9 protein-coding genes are annotated in these 20761 nt (G+C 47.7%); 7 read left to right on the top strand and 2 right to left on the bottom strand.

Annotated elements, in window-relative coordinates; genetic code table 11:
• The first annotated feature begins 83 nt into the window (after positions 1-83).
• From BN3277_RS09470 to BN3277_RS09480, 3 genes are all read left to right on the top strand, one after another.
• A complete protein-coding gene (locus BN3277_RS09470) occupies positions 84-2720 on the top strand; it encodes a cation-translocating P-type ATPase (protein ID WP_187380063.1) in 2637 nt (878 codons plus the stop codon).
• 166 nt (positions 2721-2886) lie between these two features.
• A complete protein-coding gene (locus BN3277_RS09475) occupies positions 2887-4620 on the top strand; it encodes a methyl-accepting chemotaxis protein (RefSeq protein WP_059042038.1) in 1734 nt (577 codons plus the stop codon).
• A 112-nt stretch (positions 4621-4732) separates the two neighbouring features.
• Positions 4733-5857 (top strand): mechanosensitive ion channel family protein, encoded by a 1125-nt coding sequence (locus tag BN3277_RS09480; RefSeq protein ID WP_059042040.1) that lies wholly within the window; start codon positions 4733-4735, stop codon positions 5855-5857.
• 45 nt (positions 5858-5902) lie between these two features.
• Here the strand turns inward: BN3277_RS09480 and BN3277_RS09485 are convergent, their stop codons facing one another.
• Positions 5903-6655, bottom strand: a complete 753-nt coding sequence (locus tag BN3277_RS09485) for an SDR family NAD(P)-dependent oxidoreductase (protein WP_059042042.1) — start codon at positions 6653-6655, stop codon at positions 5903-5905.
• A gap of 257 nt (positions 6656-6912) precedes the next feature.
• Here BN3277_RS09485 and BN3277_RS09490 point away from each other — a divergent pair, with 257 nt between their 5' ends.
• Positions 6913-8193 carry a methyl-accepting chemotaxis protein gene (locus BN3277_RS09490; protein WP_059042044.1) on the top strand — a complete coding sequence of 427 codons (1281 nt, stop codon included), beginning with the start codon at positions 6913-6915 and terminating at the stop codon, positions 8191-8193.
• 125 nt (positions 8194-8318) lie between these two features.
• On the opposite strand, the gene BN3277_RS09495 is transcribed toward BN3277_RS09490, so the two are convergent.
• Positions 8319-9806 (bottom strand): IS1182 family transposase, encoded by a 1488-nt coding sequence (locus BN3277_RS09495; RefSeq protein WP_262362869.1) that lies wholly within the window; start codon positions 9804-9806, stop codon positions 8319-8321.
• Between the two features lie 313 nt (positions 9807-10119).
• On the opposite strand from BN3277_RS09495, the gene BN3277_RS09500 reads away from it, so the two are divergent.
• From BN3277_RS09500 to BN3277_RS09510, 3 genes are read left to right on the top strand one after another with little or no spacing between them, the layout of a single operon-like run.
• Complete coding sequence (locus tag BN3277_RS09500) at positions 10120-15588, top strand: S8 family serine peptidase (RefSeq protein WP_059042046.1); 5469 nt, start codon at positions 10120-10122, stop codon at positions 15586-15588.
• A 13-nt stretch (positions 15589-15601) separates the two neighbouring features.
• The gene (locus BN3277_RS09505) at positions 15602-16417 is read left to right on the top strand and encodes an imm11 family protein (RefSeq protein ID WP_059042048.1); all 816 of its coding nucleotides are present in this window, start codon (positions 15602-15604) and stop codon (positions 16415-16417) included.
• Between the two features lie 19 nt (positions 16418-16436).
• Positions 16437-20612, top strand: a complete 4176-nt coding sequence (locus BN3277_RS09510) for an RCC1 domain-containing protein (protein WP_059042050.1) — start codon at positions 16437-16439, stop codon at positions 20610-20612.
• Positions 20613-20761 lie beyond the last annotated feature (149 nt).

The raw sequence follows: 20761 nt of genomic DNA on the forward strand, positions 1-20761 counted from the left end.
GGGTCACTTTTTCTCATAAATTCCCGTGGATTAGGTTTACAATAATGGTAGGTCAAAGCCTACCAAATTTAAATAAAGAGGTGCTGTCGATGTGGCATACCAAAACCCGGGAGGCCGTCCTGCAAGAGCTGCAGGTGGATTCCGCGGCCGGAATCTCCTCGGGAGAAGCCGCGAAGCGTCTGTCTACGTACGGGCCGAACCAGATTAAAGGCAAGCCCAAACCCAGCTTGTGGTCGCTGTTCTTCGCCCAGCTTAAGGATATGCTGATCTATGTGCTGCTTGGCGCCGCCGTCGTTACGCTCATCGTTGGGGAATATATGGATGCCGTTATCATTCTGGCCGTTGTCCTGTTGAATGCGATCATTGGGGTCATTCAGGAGCAGAAAGCGGAGAAAGCGATCGAGGCACTGCAGCAAATGACGACGCCTAAAACGCTGGTGCGGCGAGACGGCGACGTCAAGGAGATCGATTCCGGGGAGATCGTCCCGGGCGATATTGTGATTTTGGATGCCGGACGCTTCATCCCGGCGGATCTTCGACTGCTCGAAAGCGCCAACCTGCAAATTGAGGAGTCCGCGTTGACCGGGGAGTCCGTTCCATCCGACAAGAACGCGGAGGACCTGCACCAAGAAGCTCAGACGCCTATCGGGGATCAGAGTAACATGGCGTTTATGTCCACGCTTGTGACCTATGGCCGCGGCGAAGGGGTGGTCGTTGGGACGGCGATGAACACCGAAATGGGCAAAATCGCCAAGATTTTGGACGAAGATACCCATGAGCTGACCCCGTTGCAAAAGAAGCTCGAAGAGCTGGGCAAAATGCTGGGTTATATCGCCATCGGCATCTGTGTCGTGATCTTCGTGATCGGCTTGATCCAGGGACGGGACCTGTTCGAGCTGTTCCTGACGGCGATCAGCCTTGCGGTTGCCGCCATCCCAGAAGGGCTGCCGGCGATCGTGGCGATCGTGCTGGCGCTAGGCGTCACCCGGATGTCCCGCGTCAACGCGATCGTGAAGAAGCTGCCTGCGGTTGAGACGTTAGGTTCGGTGAATATCATCTGCTCCGACAAAACCGGGACGCTGACGCAAAACAAAATGACGGTTGTCAAGCATTTTACCGCAGAGCCCTTAGGCGACGAGGCACCGCTTGAAATGATCAAGACGTTTGTGCTCTGTTCCGACGCCACGTATGAGAACGGCCAGGGCACCGGCGACCCGACGGAAATCGCCCTTGTTGCTTACGGAGAACAATATGAACTGTTGAAAAAATCGCTGGAAGCGGAATACAAGCGGGTATCCGAGAAGCCGTTTGATTCCGACCGCAAGCTAATGTCCACGCTCAACCAAACGCGGGAGGGATATCGCGTCCATACCAAAGGGGCGATCGACCAGCTGCTGCGCATTTCCAATTCCGCCGTGCTGAACGGGGAGGTCGTTCCGCTTACCGAGGAGCTCAAGCAGCGGTATTTGCAGGCGGCCGAGGTGATGTCGGACGATGCGCTCCGGGTGCTGGGGGCGGCCTACAAGGATACGGACCGCGTCTTGCCGCCGGAGGAGATGGAGCAGGATTTGACGATCCTGGGCTTCGTTGGCATGATCGATCCGCCGCGGATCGAGGTGAAGGATTCGATTCGCGAAGCGAAAGCAGCGGGGATTACACCGGTGATGATCACGGGCGACCACCGCAATACCGCGGTGGCCATCGCCAAGGAGTTGGAGATCGCCAGCTCCTTGGAGCAGAGTATGACCGGGGCGGAAATCGACGAGCTTTCGGACGAAGCCTTCGCTCAGAAGATCAACAACATCCGCGTGTTTGCCCGCGTTTCCCCTGAGCATAAGGTCAAGATCGTCAAAGCCTTCAAAGCGAAAGGCAATATCGTATCGATGACCGGGGACGGCGTTAACGATGCGCCTTCGCTTAAGACGGCCGACATCGGGGTCGCTATGGGGATTACCGGTACGGATGTATCCAAAGGCGCCAGCGATATGATCCTGACCGACGATAATTTTACGACGATCGTCCAAGCGATCCGGGAAGGGCGGAACATTTACGCGAATATTCGCAAGACGGTGACGTTCCTGCTGGCCTGCAATTTCGGGGAGATCGTGGCGATTCTCGCTTCCATTCTCTTCTTCTGGCCTTTGCCGCTCCTGGCAACCCAGATCCTCTGGATCAACCTGGTCACCGACACGCTGCCGGCCATTGCATTGGGGGTGGACCCTGGCGAGAAGGACGTGATGAAGCGCAAACCACGCGATCCGAAGGAAGGTTTCTTTGCCGGAGGGGCGGCATTGCAGGCGGTGCTGGGAGGATTGTTGATCGGGGCGCTGACGCTGGTGGCTTTTTACGTAGGGCTACGCGAACATGGCTATGGGCTACGTTCCGACAACATTCCCGAGGACGTGATGACTTACGCCCGGACGATGGCGTTCGTGGTGCTGGCGGCGTCGCAGCTGTTTTACTCCTTCTCCAAGCGCAGCGCAACCAAGTCGATCTTCACAATTGGGTTATTCTCAAACCTGCTGCTCGTTGGAGCGGTCGTAGCCGGATTGCTGCTACAGTTCCTATCGATCTCCATTCCGTTCCTGGCCGCGGCGTTTAAGGTGCAGAATCTCAGCTTGGCGGATTGGGGTTTAGTGATTCTGCTGGCGTTGATCCCGTTGCTCCTGAATGAGGTCGTTAAGATCCTAATGCGAGCGGCGAAAACAAAAGAGGCGTAGCGAAAGCGAGAAAGATGAGAATTTTGCTAGAACACAGGAGAATTTTGAATTCCCCTCCCGCTAGGGTTTGGTAGATGATACAAGTGAATAAACAGAAGAAGCAAAGGCCGCGGATGACAAGTCTCGCGGCCCTTGTTCGTTGGAACAAACCGAGGGGGGACAGTAGATGAAGAATCAGGGGAGTCCGCAGATGAAACGAAACGGGAAGCCGGCATTTTCGCTGGGGCGGAAGCTGACGGCCGCTTTTATTACCGTATCGCTGCTGGTTGGAGTGATTGCAGGAGTGGCCTACGTGTTTTTGAACCGGCTGGATCAGAATTACTCGGAGCTGCTTCAACAAAACACGACCGTTCTAGATCAAGTGGCCCGGCTGGAGATGGAGACGCAGCGCCAGAACAGCCTTCTGTTTGGGTATATCGTGGAGCCGACGTCCGAGAAGGAACAGCAACTGACGGAGGCTAATGCGGAGTTGAGCGCGTTCATCAATGAAATCGTAAGCGCTTCCGCAAAAGAGGAGCAAGCGGCAGTAGCCTCCTCGTTGTTGGAGTCGAACGCGACTTTTGCCCGTCTGTTGGTCAAGGTCCAGGATTACGTCCATTTGGACAAGCTGGATCTGGCGAAAGCGGAAGCCCTGATGTGGGCGATCCCAACGTCGGATACGATGATTCAGGGGGCTGGTGAACTGCGGACGCTGCAGGAGAACGAGCTTCAGGCCAAAATGGATGAGTTCCAGAAAGAATCGGCCTTAACGATGTGGATTTTGGTGTTATGCGGCGTAGTAGCAATTACGTTCGCCATTTTGACCGGCGTGATGCTGTCGTGGCAGATCGTCAGACCGATGCGAGTGATGGTGAAAGGTGCGCGCGAGCTGGCGGACGGCGATTTGACCCTTGCGGAGACGGTCGTGAACAACCGCGATGAGATTGGTGAACTGGCGGCGGCGTTTAACCACATGAGACGCAGCTGGCAGGATATGATCGGCAATTTGGGGCGTCATGCCGGTCGGGTTGCCGAATCGGCTGACCAGCTGCGCCACCAGTCGGAGCAGTTCCGTGCCTCCTCCGGAGAGATTTCCAACATCATGGGCCAAATCTCGTCCGGAAGCGAGGAGCAGGTGCAAAGCGTGGAGTCGGGCGTGGCCCAGGTGACGGAAATGGCTGCGGGAGCTCGGGAGATGGCCGGCTTGGCGGATGGTGCCCGTCAGCAATCGGCAACGGCCGTGCATGAAACGAGAGCCGGTGAGGAGATCGTAGCGTCAGCAGCGGCGCAGATGGCGTCGATCCAGCGGCAAATGGACGAGCTGCGGGCGTTCATCGAGCGGCTGGGCGTACGCTCCGAGCAGATCGCGGCGGCGGCCGAACTGATCGAAGGCATCTCCAAGCAGACGCAGATGCTGTCGCTGAACGCCTCGATCGAAGCGGCACGGGCCGGGGAAGCCGGCAAAGGATTTGCCGTGGTCGCCGGAGAGGTGCGGAAGCTGTCGGCAGAGACCGGGGCTGCAGCCGCAGGCGTGGCCGAGATGGTGGAAGGCGTGCGGAGTGAAATGGAGCTGGTGATGGAAGCGGCGCAGGCCGGATCGCAGGAAGTGGCCACCGGCATCGCAACGGTCCATCAAGCCGGAGAGGTGTTCACCCGCATCCGAGAGGCGGTCGAGCAGGTTGCCGGCCAGATCGGCCGGGTGGCCGGACAGGTTGAGCAATTGTCCTCCCAATCGGATGCCGTGGTGCAGGCGATTAACACCATCGACCGAGTTGCCCAGCAAACGGCCGGCGGTTCTCGGGAGGTATACGCGCACACCGAAGAGCAGTACGCCGGCGTTCAGGAAATGATGGCTTCCATGGAGGGGTTAAGCCAATTGTCCGATGAGCTGCAGGCGTTAATCGGGAAATTTAAATTGTAAGCGGCAGTCGGGTCTGAGTCATTTGCACGGACGTTCTGGGCACGTCCCCCTTTTAGACATCTTCCGCTGGTTAATGTTATAATGGCCCTTTATCTAAGGGGGTGCTATAACAATGAATGATGGGGGAGGATTCTTGGAGACTCTCAAGCAGCTTGACTGGACTGAGATCGGGGTTGCCTTCGGGATTATGGCGCTATTCGCTTTGTTTAGCAAAGGATTTGTGAAATTGGCCTTCGCCCTGCTGAATCGTCGGAAATCTGCTGCATCGACATCAAACCGGGGAGACCTCTGGAGGCAAGTCCTTGAACGGCCTTTTCGGTGGTTGTTTATCTTAATTGGCCTTGAGCTGGGGTTGAAATATTTGCTGCCGCGCAGCTGGGAAATCGCCATTGGCTTGGATCCCTTATTCCGCAGCGGCGTCATCGCCTTGATCGGTTGGGGACTGTATATTCTATCCGCTCAATCTTCGGTGATGCTGGAGGGACTCAGCCGCAAGATCCGATTAGATGATGCCAGCATGCTCATTCCGTTCTTATCGAAGGTCCTGCGGATCGTTGTGGTGATCTTAACCGTGGCCTTAATTGGGGCGGAATGGGGATTCAGCATTAACGGCTTGGTGGCTGGCATGGGATTGGGCAGCTTAGCCGTCGCCTTGGCGGCCAAAGACACATTAGGGAACATCATCGGCGGGATTGTGATTATTTTGGAGAAGCCTTTTGCGAAAGGCGATTGGATTCTAACGCCAACCGCTGAAGGCGTGGTGGAGGACATTACCTTCCGCAGCACGAAAATCCGCACGTTCGCCGATGCGTTGATTACCTTGCCAAACGCCGCGCTGGCGGATCAGCCGATCACGAACTGGAGCAAAATGGGCAAGCGGAGAGTGAACTTCACACTTGCAGTAGCGCTGGACTCCGACCGTGAGCAGCTGTCGGCCGCTGTCGCCCGAATCGAACGACTGCTCCGTGAGGACGAGAAGATCGATCCAGGAACGATTCTGGTCAAGTTTACGGATTTTAACGAGAGCAGCCTAGGCATCTTCATCTATTATTTTACTCGCTCGACGGTTTGGGCGGAGTATTTAACGGCGCGGCAGGAAATGAACCTCGCCTTTATGCAGGTGCTGGAGGAGGAGGGCATCAAGCTGGCTTATCCGGCGCATCGTGTATTTCTCGAAGCGGCGCCAGGAACGTCCGGCGAGATGAATGTTGCCTTATCGAGGCAATATGAAGCTTGATTATCAAACATCCCGCGGGGCTGCTTGCCCGCGGGATGTTTGGCGTTAAATCGTATAAGGTACCGCTTCGAACGTCTCCGCCTTGGCAATGGCTTCCTCCAGCGACAGGCCGGTGAAGCTTTGCGCAGGGAAGTAACGTCCGCTCTTCTTGTCGTCGACGAAAGCGCCAACCACGATGCCCGGCAGCACGCTTTCTACCGAATTCGGAGCTTGCGGGCCGCCTAAGTCGGTCCGGCACCAGCCCGGATCGTTCAGATTGATCATGACGTCCGTGCCTTCAAGGCGGGAGGCCAAATCTTTGGTGAACTTGTCCAGAGCTGCCTTGCTGGCTGCGTAGCCAGCTTGTTCCGGCTCGTTTTTGATACCGCTGGTGGTGTTGATCACCCGGCCGAAGCCGCGTTCGATCATCTTGGGAATCAGGCGGTTGCAGATCGTTGCGATGGAAATGAAATTAATTTGAAAGCTTTGTTCGAAATCCGAAACCGGGGTTTTCCAGTAATCGGTCCGGTAGGCGATTTGCACGGCAGCATTATTAAAGACGATGTCGACCGGCGTGCCCTTGGCTTCGATTTCATCCAGCATAGCCATTACTTCCTCGTGGTTGGCCAGCTCAGCTTGGACGGAGTAAGCCTGGACACCCCGTGCCCGGATCTCTTGCTCCATCTGCCGGGTATGCTCCAGTTTGCGGCTGTGCAGAATCAAGTTGCATCCCTGCTCGGCCATAAACCTTGCGGTCTGGTCCCCCACCCCGCGGCTTGCTCCGGTGACGAGCGCCCATTTGCCTTTCACATTAACCATTCCGATATCCTCCCTGTTTGCGATTCTTCTAGGTTGGTGTCCTAACGAATCTCATTTTACTAGACTTGTAAGCGGTTTACCATCATCCAGTCTTAAATTTGACTGTAGTGAAATGGAACTATATAATGGACATCACATGTAATATATGGAACTTATGACCTATTTGAAACTAGGAGGAGATACCCGAGTCTATTAAAAATTTTACTAAAACAATGTTGATATCATTTCTACCATACTACGATCAAGGTGATGCTAAGATGAATCGAATTCGTAACATTTCTATCCGTACCCGGATCATGGTGCTTGTCTTCTTGGCCATGTTCGTCTCGAATACCGCATTAATCGTCACGTTGTCCTATAGCCAACATCATGACTTTTTTAAGCTGATTACGCCCTCTTTGGGATTAAAGGCACTGATCATTTTTATCATCTTTGAAGTGGGGGCGGCATTCATCTCCGAAGCTTTGCTGGTTCGGCCGCTCAAACAAGGCGTGAAGCTGGCCAATTCGATGGCCGAGAACGATTTATCCGCCGAGATCCGGACGACGCAGCAAGGGGAAGCGGGGCAGATGATCCAGTCGCTTCAGAAGGCCAGAGATAACCTGAAACACCTGATCGCGACGATCCAGTCCTCCTCTGAACGGGTGACGTTGTCTTCGGAAGAATTGAACCGGATTATTGAGCAGGCCAATGGGCAGGTACACGAAATCAATGAGGGTGTTAAGCATTTGCTAAACGTGTTTACCCAAAACGCGGAAAGCATGAAGCAAACGGCCGTTGCCATTTCAGAAATAACGAACCATTCCCAGACGACGGCAGAACTCGCCAATCAAATTGCCGAGCGGGCTCAATTGGTCATGAATTCCGCGGAAGGCGGAAAGCAGTCGGTAGATTCCATCGTCGAGGCCATCAACGAACTGGCGGCGAACACCCAGCATGTCAGCGGCGAAGTACTCGCGCTGGAGGAACAGAGCCAGAAAATCACCGAGGTTGTCCGTATCATTCAACAAATTTCCGAGCAGACCCATCTGTTAGCCCTCAACGCGGCGATCGAAGCCGCCCGGGCCGGGGAAGAGGGAAGAGGATTCGCCGTCGTCGCCGGACAAATCCGGAAGCTGGCGGAGGATACGAATCAATCCTTGCAGGAAATCGGCAACCTGGTCCAGAATATGACCGTCCGAACCGGCAGCGTCGTGGCCGCCGTTGCCCAGACCGGGGAGAAGGTCCGAGAGGGCGTAACGCAATCGGAGAACGTGAAGACCAATATCGAGCACATCATCGACAATATGGAGAACACCTTCGCCATGTTGACCGAAATTTCCGGCGGCGTGAACACTCAAGCGGCCTCGCTGGAGGAAATGACCGCAACGCTGGAGGACGTCAACGGCACCATCGAGTCGGGGCTGCAGGTTTCCGGCAAGATCCAGGGGCAGCTCGGCACGCAGGAGAAAATCTTCGGCGAAATTGAGAAAACGTCCGGCAAGCTGGTCGAACTGTCCGAGAATATGAATGGGCTGACGAATGTATTTAAGCTGTAAGTACTAGTTGATTTTTGATGAAAAAGAGCGTCTAATATGAGAGCCCTGCAAAAGCCTCGTTTTTAGGGTATTGGGGCTCGGAACTGGAAAATAAATTTGATAAGACGGAAAAAGCAGCTTCATCCTCACCCGAGGATGGGCTGCTTTTGCTCTTTTAACTTCACCATCCGTTTTACGTTTACCACAAACGCGGTGAGGTAGGCTTGTATTCGCATGCGGAAGAGACCCCGGTATCTGGCTGTATCCATACCGTGGAATCTCTTCATTTCCGCATTCTTGTGTTCAATGATCGGTCTGCGCTTGATTCGTTCCTTGAACGTATCACTGAATTCGAACTCGATCTGTTCCTTATAGTGTTCAGCGATGATTCGAATCGAGTAAGTCTTACTCTTGGCGCCCGGCTTGTAGCATCCTTCGCGCAGCGGACAGGTTTTACACTTCTCGACGTCAAAGTAATAGACAAGCGAACGACTCTCTCCGCTGGTCTTGCTGCCTTGAATCGCCTTGCGTTTGCTTCGCTCACCGGCCGGACAAACGACGAAATCGGCATCTTTGTTATATTCGAACCCTTCTTGACGCTCGCCCCCTTCGTGGACAATCGGGTTTAAGGGCACGACAGGCGATATGGTTTCCTTTTTCATTCTGGCCAGATTATCCTTGCCGGAATAGGCGGTATCCGCTATGATTTCGTTTACGGTTACGCCGTTAGCTGTGGTTTGTTCGAGCAATGCCGGTAATTGCTTGCCGTCGTCGGTGCTTCCCGGTGTTACCTCCAGCGCGGTAATGATCTCTTCCTCCGTCATGGCGATATGTTCTTTGTAGCCAAAGAACGATTTCGAACTACTCTTCCAGCCGAAACGTGCATCCGGGTCGATGGCGGAGAGAATCCCCTTGTGTGAGAGTAATCGCTCATCCTCGATGATTTGTTTGGCGATGCCCAGTTTCTCGCTCACCGCTCCTTCATGGTCCGGAAGCAGTTCCTCCACAGTCTCTCCCAGCTGTGCCAAGTAGCTCAGCATGGTTTTCTCCGCCTCCGCATCTTCGCTTTTAACAGAGGGCAGCTTAGGTAGTTTCTTCTCCAACTTGGGGTGGCGTTTGACTACGACGCGAAACAGACGCTTGGCCGCGTCACGCAGCACTTCGAATGGCTTTTGTTTTGGGCTGCCGGCCAGTGTATGCGTGGCATCCATGATGATAGTTTTGCTTTTGACCAAGCCTTGCTTGATACATTGACTGACCACATGCTTCAGTATGTCTTCGACCTGACTTGCTCCTAGCCGGTGATTACGGAACCGCGATAGCTGGGAGGCGTCTGGCAGCGGATCCTCCGGATTGATCCCGAGAAACCACTTGTAAGCTAGATTCACCTCAGCTTCCTGAATCATTCGCTCATTCGAGAGGTTGTACAGGAGCTGCAAAAACAGCAAACGAAACAGCAGTTCCGGCTCATTTGCCGGCCTGCCGTAATACTTGCAGTAGGAATTTTCCACTAATTCATATACAAATCCGAAATCCACCGCAGCATCGATCTTGCGAAGCAGATGGTCTTTCGGCACAAGCTGATATAGCTCCGCATGGAATGATGCGGTTAGTTGTCTGGCTGGCTGCAGCAAAACGGCTCAACTCGCTTCTTTTTTTCTTCCAGTATACAGCAAACCCAGTACCGAAGGGGTACTGGGTTGCTTTTTACAGAAACTGTATTCGTTTTGCAGGGCTCTCTAATATGACGCTCTTTTTCTTTTTCGACTTTATTTAAATAGGGACAAAATATCTTATGGTAATAATTTGTATTAATAGGATATAATATGAGTTGAAAATGAGAAATAAAGGATATTTTGGCATGTAAATAGGAGGTGAGTCTGTAGGTTGTTATCCTTTTGTTGAAAACGCATACACAAGAGTAGATTTTTTAAGGAGGGACGTTTTTTGAAGAAAGTACTAACATCATTTTTGGTAATTTGTTTTCTGTTAGTCAATTTAGACATTCCTTTCACTAATGCCAGTTCGACTCAAGAAACATTATTGGGCCCTGCCGAATCGGAGACGCTTCCCCTATTGAATGAAGAGCTAGTACCGAATGGTGATGCAATAAACGAGAGTGTAACTGAAATTGTATATAATGAAGAACCACGAGGAAGATTTTTAGTCCGATTTAAAGAGAATTATCCAATAGGGGATTTGAGTGTTACGGATGGTGTCTACCAAGCCGTAGGGACATACACTCGAACTCTTAATAATACTACATCCCCCCCCGCTCAAGTAAATGCTGATAATTTGGAAGTTCAAAAAGTAATCACCTTAGAAAGCATTAACGCACTTTTTATGGAATTAACGGTGGACGAAGTTAATCGGTTGCTATCAAGCCCTATAGTAGACTCCATCGAAGAGGATAAGCTGATTGAAATCGCCCAGGATCCAGTTACGGTAGTAGAACCCCAGTCTATTAAAGAAACGTCACAGACTATTCCTTGGGGGATTCATTCCACAGGCGGCTATATGACTCAAGTAAAGAAGGGGGCCGGTACAGGCACGATAAAAGTTGCTATTTTTGATACCGGTATTGCTTCTCATTCTGACTTGAAGCTTGCCGGAGGGGTATCTTTCGTTGAGTCATCAAGTGATTATAATGACGAACAGGGACATGGCACCCATATTGCCGGCACCATTTCTGCGATTGATAATGGGATTGGTGTCGTTGGGGTTGCCCCGAATGCTGATATATTTGCGGTCAAAGTTGCAGATTCTTCCGGAACAGGCTATACAAGCTCGGTAATTCAAGGGATTGAATGGTCCATTGAAAACGATGTGGATATCATTAACATGAGCTTTGTCTCATCGCAATACAGCGAAATGCTACATGAGGCTATACAACAAGCAAGAGCAGCAGGGATCATTATTGTAGCTGCAGCCGGGAATACCGGTCTTGGAGAAAATACAATCTTATATCCCGGAGGGTACCCGGAGGTGGTTGCAGTTGGTGCTATTGACCGGTCATACCATCGTCTGGATTTCTCAAGCACAGGAGAGCAACTTGATTTAGTTGCGCCTGGATTCGGAATTACTAGTACATCTTTAGACGGCGATTATGGAGTTTCGTCTGGTACTTCGACTGCTGCCGCCCATGTAACCGGGGCCGCCGCTCTACTTTGGGCGCATCATCCATCTTGGACAGCTGACGAGGTTCTATCTAAACTTTACGAAACTGCTACGCCACTTGGTGGTGTAGAGGAGTATGGAAAAGGATTAATTAACATTGCCAAGGCGGAAGGGGTTATTACTGGTTACATCGCTCCATTGTCAGATGAGAATCTCACGGGTTTAAATTCGATTATTCCAACAAGTACGGACAGTGATTTGGAGATTGCTTCATATGACAAGAAAAATGATGGAGCTACGATATACCCCGGTGATTCGATTACTGTCTCTTTAAAACTTGAAGGGGATCAGAACGGACAAAACCCGCATAATCAAATCAATATTGAAGTGACCTCAGTTTCAAACCCTAATCAAATCATAGACTCCAAAACGATAACGAATCCAAGGTTGGATGTTGAGATCCCCTATACATGGAATACTACTCCATCAACGCCGACAGGAACTTACTTAATAAAATATCGTTATCCTGCATTGCCAAACGGATCATATGATGACACGTTTATTATCTATGTTGCACAACCTGGTATAGGTCCGGATACTTACGAACCCAATGACACCGTGAACTCCGCTAAGATCGTCTTACCGGATAATAGTTATTTATCTTATATTTCCTCAAGTAGCGACGTAGATTACTATAAGTTAGTTGCCGATAAAGCAGGGGAGATTACCTTTGATTTAAGCATCCCTGCCTCTGTTGATTTTGAGTTGTCCGTTTTTGATGATTCCGGAATTCAAGTGGGCAGATCCTCAAATGGTACGGGGGTAGACGAACAGATTGTTTTGCAAGTAGCTGCTAATAAAACGTACTTCATTAAGGTCACTGGCTTTTTTGGGCAGTTTAGTACTTTACCATATACATTGTCGCTAAGTCCAATTGAGGCTCAAAGGTTCCCTGCGCCTACAGGGTTAGAAACAGTATCTTTTTCAAATAGTATTAAATTGTCTTGGGACCCATTGCCTGACGCCAAATCTTATTTGTTAAGGATTAATGGGAAAGAGGCAGGTAATTCTTCTACATCCTCGTATACGTTTTTAAATTTAACCGCTTCACAAGCATATACTCTCGAAGTTGCTGCAGTATATCAAGAAGGGACAAGCAAGTTTTCATCCATAGAGGCTTCTACTACCATCCCCGAATTGATCTTACATGAACCCCAAGATATTGAACAGGTCTCAGGATCCAGCCAGCTTTTCAGCTTTAAACCGGCGAGTACGGGGGTGTACCGATTTTATACCAGTCCGTTTAAAGGGACGGGTTCAGCTGTAGATACACAAATCGGTATTTATTCCGACTTGCAATTGAGTAAAGTATTGGACACAAATGATGATGCTAACGATTCTGTATTTTCTGAAATCATGATTAGTTTGGTAGGCGGAGAGACTTATTATGTCAAGGTTCAGGGCTATGACACTACTCCATTGCGTGCCCGTATAACTGCAGATGTCGTTAGTTCTACCATTCCATATATCTATCTCAATCAACCAGTAGATATAAATGAACAAAGGAATGATAGCAACGTTTACGTGTTTGTCCCCGCCGAAAATGGAACTTACAGATTCACTACAAGCAGGTATCGGGGATTATCCGGGTCCAAAAATAATGATACAGATTTATCGGTGTATGCAGATCCTGAAATGGAGTCAACTATTGGATATAATGACGACAGTCCAACCTCATCATTTTCCGAAGTTGCTGTAAATCTTAGTGCTGGCACACCCTATTATGTACGCGTGAAGGAAGTAAACGGCGGAAAGGTCTATGCCCGTTTATTAGTGTCTTCCGCAGGAAGGACTTCTTTTACTCCATTACAGTTGGATACTCCACTTGATTTGACAAAACCAAGCGGTGAACATGCCTACTTGCAATTTACGCCTAATTATACCGGGAAATATCGCTTTTTTACATCTAACCTGAACGCCACATCTATGTTAAATGATACTGAAATCAGCTTATACAGTGATGTAGGTTTGAAAAATTTATTGGATTCGAATGATGATGTCAAAGGATATAAGCCATACGGTGAGCTTTTTTCCAAACTCGAGGTGAATTTGACAGCAGGCGCAACTTATTACCTGGTAGTAAGAAATGCCTCATCGAGGGAGGGGCTGCAGACACGGCTAACCGTTGAGGGTATGGTACATGATAAACCTGCGAATGCTCAGTTCATCCCGTTTGATGAACTTATTGAAAGAGACTCGACAGGGAATTTATTGTTTGTTTCGTCATTGTATGATGTCGATTATTACCAAATCGTTTTAAGTCAGCCAGAACAAATTAGCTTTTACTTGTCTGAAGGCGAAGGGGTTATTGAAGATGCTAATGGCAATGTGAGGGGCTACTTTAGCCTGGATAAACGGCAGGTTTTTGAACTTGGCGCGGGCACCTACTATTTGAGAGTCGAAGATGAGGTTCTTCATTACAATAGACAATCTTCGGCATGGGGATTTATAGGTTACAATTACGAATTGTCAGTTAATATCAATAGTATTGAGTATATTCGAGGAGATTATGGAGAAACTTCCAATCTTCGAATTATGAGCCTGCTTAATGATACTAGTCTTGATGCAACTCCAGGATCCGGTGATCATGCGAAGGTAAAATATAAACTCACAAGAGATACATCAATAATCTATGTGGAGGTTTATACACAACATGGCTTCCCAGTATATAAAACCCAAAAAACGGGGAGCTATAAAAAGAATGCCTCTATTGATGTGACTTGGAATGGTGTCGTTAATCCGTATACGCCTGCAAAAAATTATTATGCTAACTATTCAGAAATTTATACTGGAATGCCACAGTATTATGCGAAAAATGGAAGCTATCATTTATATGTTTACAGTCTTGACTCCAAAGACCGCAAGAAGAATGTTCAGCAATATATACTGAATGTATTTAATGATCCGTTAAACAAGCTTAATGTTGTTCCTCCTCCACCTGAGAAAATGAACAACAAAAAAATAACGGCAAATGACAGGGACAAATGTCAGGTTTGTCAAAACTACTTCAACACTTATGTTTTAGGTCCAAATGACAATGTCGCGCTCACAAGTTATGATGCCTGGTTCTCGGAAATGTACGGTATGACTGGGTTGCAACAGTTCTGGAAGGGCGCAGAGGATCTATTTCTTTGCAATAAAGGAAGTGCGGCGGATCAACTCCAATGTACGCTGGATACCATTGGCTTGGTTCCGGTTATTGGGGACGGTGCTGATGCGGTTAACGGTGTTATTTATCTCATAAGAGGTAAAAACGCAGAGGCACTGTTATCAGCGGGGGCAATCGTACCGGTTGTCGGAAGTTTTGTTACAGGAGGAAAAAAAGTAACTTATACTGGAGCAAAAGCATTTAAGCGGATTTATAGAAATAATCCGTGTGGATGTTTGCCCGAAGGAACCAGTATAACAACTAAAGACGGAATTAAGCCGATTGAACAGATAAGAGTTGGTGATCTGGTTCTTGCCAAAGATACAGAAACAGGAATCCAAGCATATAAATCGGTTGAGAAACTCTTCAGCAGCGAGTCCGAGGAAATATATACTGTAAAAATTGGCGATACGCTGATAGATACTACAGGGAACCATCCTTTCTGGGTAAAAGGGAAGGGCTGGGTACCTGCCGAGGAGCTGCAACCGGGCGATCAACTGGAAACGGAGGATGGTAAACTCCTTGCGGTTGATGCCTTAACGGTAAATTATGAAGCCACGAAGGTTTACAACTTTACCGTAAGCGACTTCCATACTTACTATATATCTGATCTGAGTATATTAACGCACAATCTTTTAGAAGTTTGCCAGATTCAAAATTATGCTGGTGTAAAAACAAAAAGAATATCCGGTAGAAATAGCGGAGGTCCTTCAGTGATATTGGAGGCAGAAATCAAAAAGGCAACGGGGATGGATAAGCCAAACGGTTGGGCTGCCCATCACATTGTACCTCATGGGGCGTCGAATAGATTTGCCAAGGATTTGCAGGATATATTGAAGAAACATAACATTGACCTAAATTCCTCAGCCAACGGTGTTTACCTACCTAGAGAAAAAGGGGTTTCAACTACGGTAATAGATGGGCAGACGATGGCAACGCATAATGGTAGTCATGTAATAAGTTATTATGAGTTTGTTTGGAATCAAATTAACCCTGTGAAGAATGATAAAAATAAAATCCTTGAAAGATTAGATTATGTCCGTGAAGAATTACTAAACGGCAGATTAAAACTTGGGAATATAGACAATTGAAAAGGAGAATAACATGAAAGTTTATCGATGGAAAAGCCATGTTAAATCAATGGTGCTCACTTCAAATAATGATGAAACTCATCCGATTTCCTCTGATTTTGATGGAAAACCTAAAATTGATTTATGGTCACCAACAAAAGTTGAAACTGTCAGCAAGAAGAATTTTCACGATTTTCCGATATATTTAAGTTCAAAACCTGTAGTTTCTGCTCGAGTCAAAAAAGTGATCGAACCTTTTGTAAAAGATGAAGTTGAGTTTTTACCATTGTTACATGAAGAAATTAATTTATACATGATTAATGTAACAAATGTTCTAGATTGCGTAGACTGGGAGCGATCAGATGTTCAAACCTATAAAGATGGATCATTAGCAGGATTTAATAAACTTGTATTTGATTTTACAAAAATACCTGAGGGGACGTACATTTTCAAATTTAAAGAACGTGCTTCTACATTGGTATTTGTCACAGAGTTATTTAAGAACTTAGTAGAAAGCCATAAGTTTAAAGGATTAGACTTTTCCGAGGCTTACGATTCAGAATTCACCGAGGAGAAGGAACAGGAACAGAAGCAGAATTACGAGTTGGCTCTTGAAGAAATTGAACGTAAAAAAGGAGAGGAATTCTCATACGAGGAAGCCAGGGAGCGAGTTGATAAAGGACAGGCTGTAGCCAGTGGGAAATGGAAGATGCAGTTGGATGAGAAAGGGCGATTTTGGCTGGGTGAGCTTACTTTGGATTTAACTTATCAATGGATCATGCCGATCTATACTCCTCCGATACTGCTTGGTTATTTATGGCATGAAGTAGAGAAGTCCGAGATTAAATAATTCGATGTGGAGGATTTCTATGAGACGTTATTTAAGCATTTCTATATGCTTTGCACTATTTTTGTCCATCCTCTCCCCCATGTACGGGGGAGGGGGGACGGTAGCTACGGCAGCAGCGGCAAGTTCTCCAATTACGACCCATTTACTAACGGGGAATCGGCATGTGAGTGGTATATATTACGGGAGTGTTGAGCTTCAATTAACTGTATTGAGTTCAGGCTCGGGGATTAGCGAGACGCGGTATAGCCTGAATGATGGGGGGAGCTGGGTAACTTACACAGAGCCTGTGATTTTCTCGGAAAAAAAGGTTTATCACATACTTTATCAATCCGTTGATAGTATGGGGAATATCGAAGATCCTAAAGAAGTGGGTTTTACGATTAAGCAGGATTATTTTCCGCCTGAGACAAGCGTTGAGGTGATAGGGACAAAGGGACAGAACTCCTATTACATTAGCCCGGTGACCGTCGCTTTGAATGCGGTTGACGGGCACTCCGCGATAGACTACTCGGAATACAGTCTTGATGGAGGACAGACATGGAATCGCTATGTTCAACCCATTCCGATAAATGATCAAGATAAGACATTCATTTATTATCGTTCCAGGGATATTGACGGTAATATTGAGAAAGCGCAGAAATATAAGGTTAATTTAGATCTGATCCCGCCTTCGGTACCTGAATTCGCAATCAGTCCGGACCTATGGAGTAATTCTAGCTTTGTAGTGACTATTTTTGATGGGATTGATGGACAGAGCGGTACATTGAAATCGCAGTATCGTATTGAAGGCTCGGAAACCTGGCTGGACTATACGGCGCCGGTTACGGTTAGCGGTAGCAGCTTCAAGAAGATCTATGCAAGAACGGTTGATTATGCCGGAAATGTGAGTGAAGTTGCCGAGTATACCTTGCAATTTGAGACAGTGGCTCCCGGAAAGCCAAATATAGAACTCAGTAAAGCGGTATGGACTAATGAACCCGTCTTTGTCAATATATTTGAGGGCAGCGACGAGGACAGCGGAGTTCGTGGTTACGAGTATAAAATAGGATCCGAGTCGGAGGATTGGCTCGTTTATGGTGGGCCATTCTCTGTTAAAGACGAAGGAATCACCAAGGTCTATGGCCGGACGGTTGACGTTGCGGGGAATATTAGTCTAGCTAGCGAGGCAGAAGTTAAAATCGATCTAACCCCCCCTGCAGCCCCAGCTAATATCTATAAAGTGAATCAATTGGGTACCTCCGTATTTATTCGCTGGTCCCCCGGTTCCGACAATCTATCAGGTATAGCTGAATATGAGATTTATAATGGGGATGCTCTTTTAGGAATTACGCAGGATACTAAATTCAAACTAACAGACCTTACCCCAGGCGAAGATTATACCGTAACGATAAAATCCATAGACGTAGCAGGTAACGTATCTGAGATTGGTAGTTCCATAACCTTTTTTGTAAACAATATGACCGTTTCAGCCTACCGTGACCATAATTTTGCCTGGAATGCACAAGGTGATGTATGGGGATGGGGGTTAAACAGTAGGGGACAATTAGGAGATGGAACTCGAGTTGATAAACAAGTTGCCACAAGCAATCCGAAATTAAACGGTTTTTCCATGATTTCGACAGGTTTGACGCAAAATATAGCCCTTCGCTCCGATGGAACCGTATGGACTTGGGGAGAAAGTTACCGTGGACAAGAAATCCCGCTTACCAAAGTTGAAGGCCTAGAAAATATTGTTTCTATATCGTCAGGCTTGCTTCATTACTTGGCCTTACGGGAAGACGGAACCGTCTGGGCTTGGGGAAGCAATGATTTGGGGCAATTAGGTGACGGCACGACCAACATCGCCACAACGCCTGTCCAAGTTGTTGGCTTGGATTCTGTTGTATCCATCGTAGCTAGTTATTACAATAGCATGGCTTTAAGAGAAGATGGAACCGTCTGGATTTGGGGATATGGTATCCGAGGTGTGCTTGGATATGATGCTCCAACTGAACATAAGCAACTTACACCACTTCAGATTCCGAACCTGGAGGGCATCACGCAAATTGATTTGTCATATCTTCATGGAGCTGCATTGAAGGGCGACGGTACTGTATGGACCTGGGGATTTAATGAGAGTGGCCAATTGGGGGATGGTACCTTTTTTGATCATGCAGCGCCCCTACAGGTTCAAAACTTGAATGGGGTCATCAAAGTATCGGCATCCTATTCCCAGACCCTCGCACTTACCCGGGACGGAAAAGTCTGGGCTTGGGGGAACAATTATTATGGGGAAGTTGGGGATGCATCAGGTATCCAAAAACGCCCAAGTCCCGTTAGGACAGCGCATTTAGAAGGGATTGTTGATATTGAGGCGGGAGAGTTATATAGTATGGCAATTAAGAGAAACGGTTCTGTTTGGGCCTGGGGAAATAATACGTATGGTCAATTAGGAGACGGAACTAAAGTTGCTAAAACTACCCGTACTTTGGTGAATGGAATTCCTTTCCCAACAGATGTATTATCCCCAAGTGCACCTACGCAATTAAGAACAACTGGAAAAACTTCTACAACAGCGGTATTGGCTTGGGAGGAATCGAATGATAATCATGCGGTAAAAGAATACCTGGTATACCAAGGTAATACCCTGATAGATACTTTAGAGGTTGACGCTCATCCCATTGATTATACTACCGGCTATACGGCTATAGGTTTAGCCCCTGAAACGGAATATAAATTTACGATTAAGGCGCGAGATTACGCTGGCAATATTTCCGGCGGAAGTAACGAAGTTACTGTTAGGACAGAGGCTTCTTTACCAATGGCAATATCAGCTGGAAGCAATCACACTTTAGCCCTTAAGAGCGATGGGTCTGTTTGGGCTTGGGGAAGTAATAGTGCCGGTCAGATAGGCGATGGGTCATCAATAGGACGATTGACACCAAAACAGGCTACTGTTTCATCAATCACGGCTATATCCGCAGGAGGCTCATTTAGTTTAGCATTAAAGAGTGACGGGACGGTTTGGGGCTGGGGTGAAAATACAATCGGACAGCTTGGGAATTCACAATTGACTTCTCAACAAAAGGTGCCCAAAAAGATTGAGAACCTGGACTCGATTGTTGCTATCTCCGCAGGTCATACACATGCACTTGCTTTAAAAAGCGATGGGACGGTGTGGTCTTGGGGCTCCAATTTTAGTGGTGAGTTAGGCATTGGCACAACCACTAATTCTTATGTTCCCGTTAAAATACCTTCGTTAAGTGAAGTTAAGGCGATAAGTGCAGGGATGTTCTACAACATAGCTGTAAAGACAGATGGAACTGTGTGGGCATGGGGGATGAATAATTATGGTCAACTTGGTGACGGTTCAACAACAAATCGTTTAGTTCCAGTAAGAATTACAACTCTATCCGGTGTTGAAGGGGTTGCAGCAGGGTTATACCATGCCCTTGCATTGAAACAGGATGGTTCAGTGTGGGCATGGGGATACAATTATTATGGTCAGCTTGGTGATGGTACGATCACGAGCCGGACAACACCAGTACGAATTGGAGCGTTGAGTGGCATCAAACAAATTTCGGCAGGGATGTACCATAGCATGGCCAAGTCTGACACCTTATTATATACATGGGGATCAAATGCATATGGTCAACTTGGAAACAATGGAACATCCAACTCCTCTACCCCTATTGTTATTTCGTCATTGAGTCAGACCAAAGAGATTGATGCTGGATATAGCCATAGCACCATTTTGACCAATAATAACGCGATGACCTGGGGTATGAATGGTACAGGACAACTTGGTGACGGTACCACAACCGATAAAAGAATACCGGTTGCAGTGAAGGGTCTTGTCTCCGGATTAACAACAAAAAATGTACGAGATTCTCTCATGATAGGTGAAGGAATATTTGCTGAGGAATCATTAATACTTCCGGATATGTTCCATTTTCCGGATTTGATTGCTCCATCTACCCCAGAAGATGTTATTGCTGAAATTTCTGGAGAAGGAATTTCCCTAAGATGGAAGGCATCAACTGATAATAATGGAATAAAAGAGTATTGGGTATATGCGGATCAGGTACTAGTAACTAAGACGGCTACCAATTCATCAATTATTATGAATCCAGAAAGAGACTTTACTTTATGGACTATTAGAGCGGTTGATGAGGAGGGGAATTTTTCGGATCAAAGTATTCCGATTTCATTGTAATTAAACACATCAATCTGGTTGCTTTATAAAAGTATAATAACCAACAGATCGATTTCTCTTCTTAGAAAAGAACGCTTGTGGAATTGCAGGCGTTCTTTCTTTTTTTGGTGATATCGAATAATGTCGATAAATATAGGTCTTTAATACGT

It is taken from the genome of Paenibacillus rubinfantis (genome assembly GCF_001486505.1).
GTDB lineage: Bacteria > Bacillota > Bacilli > Paenibacillales > Paenibacillaceae > Fontibacillus > Fontibacillus rubinfantis.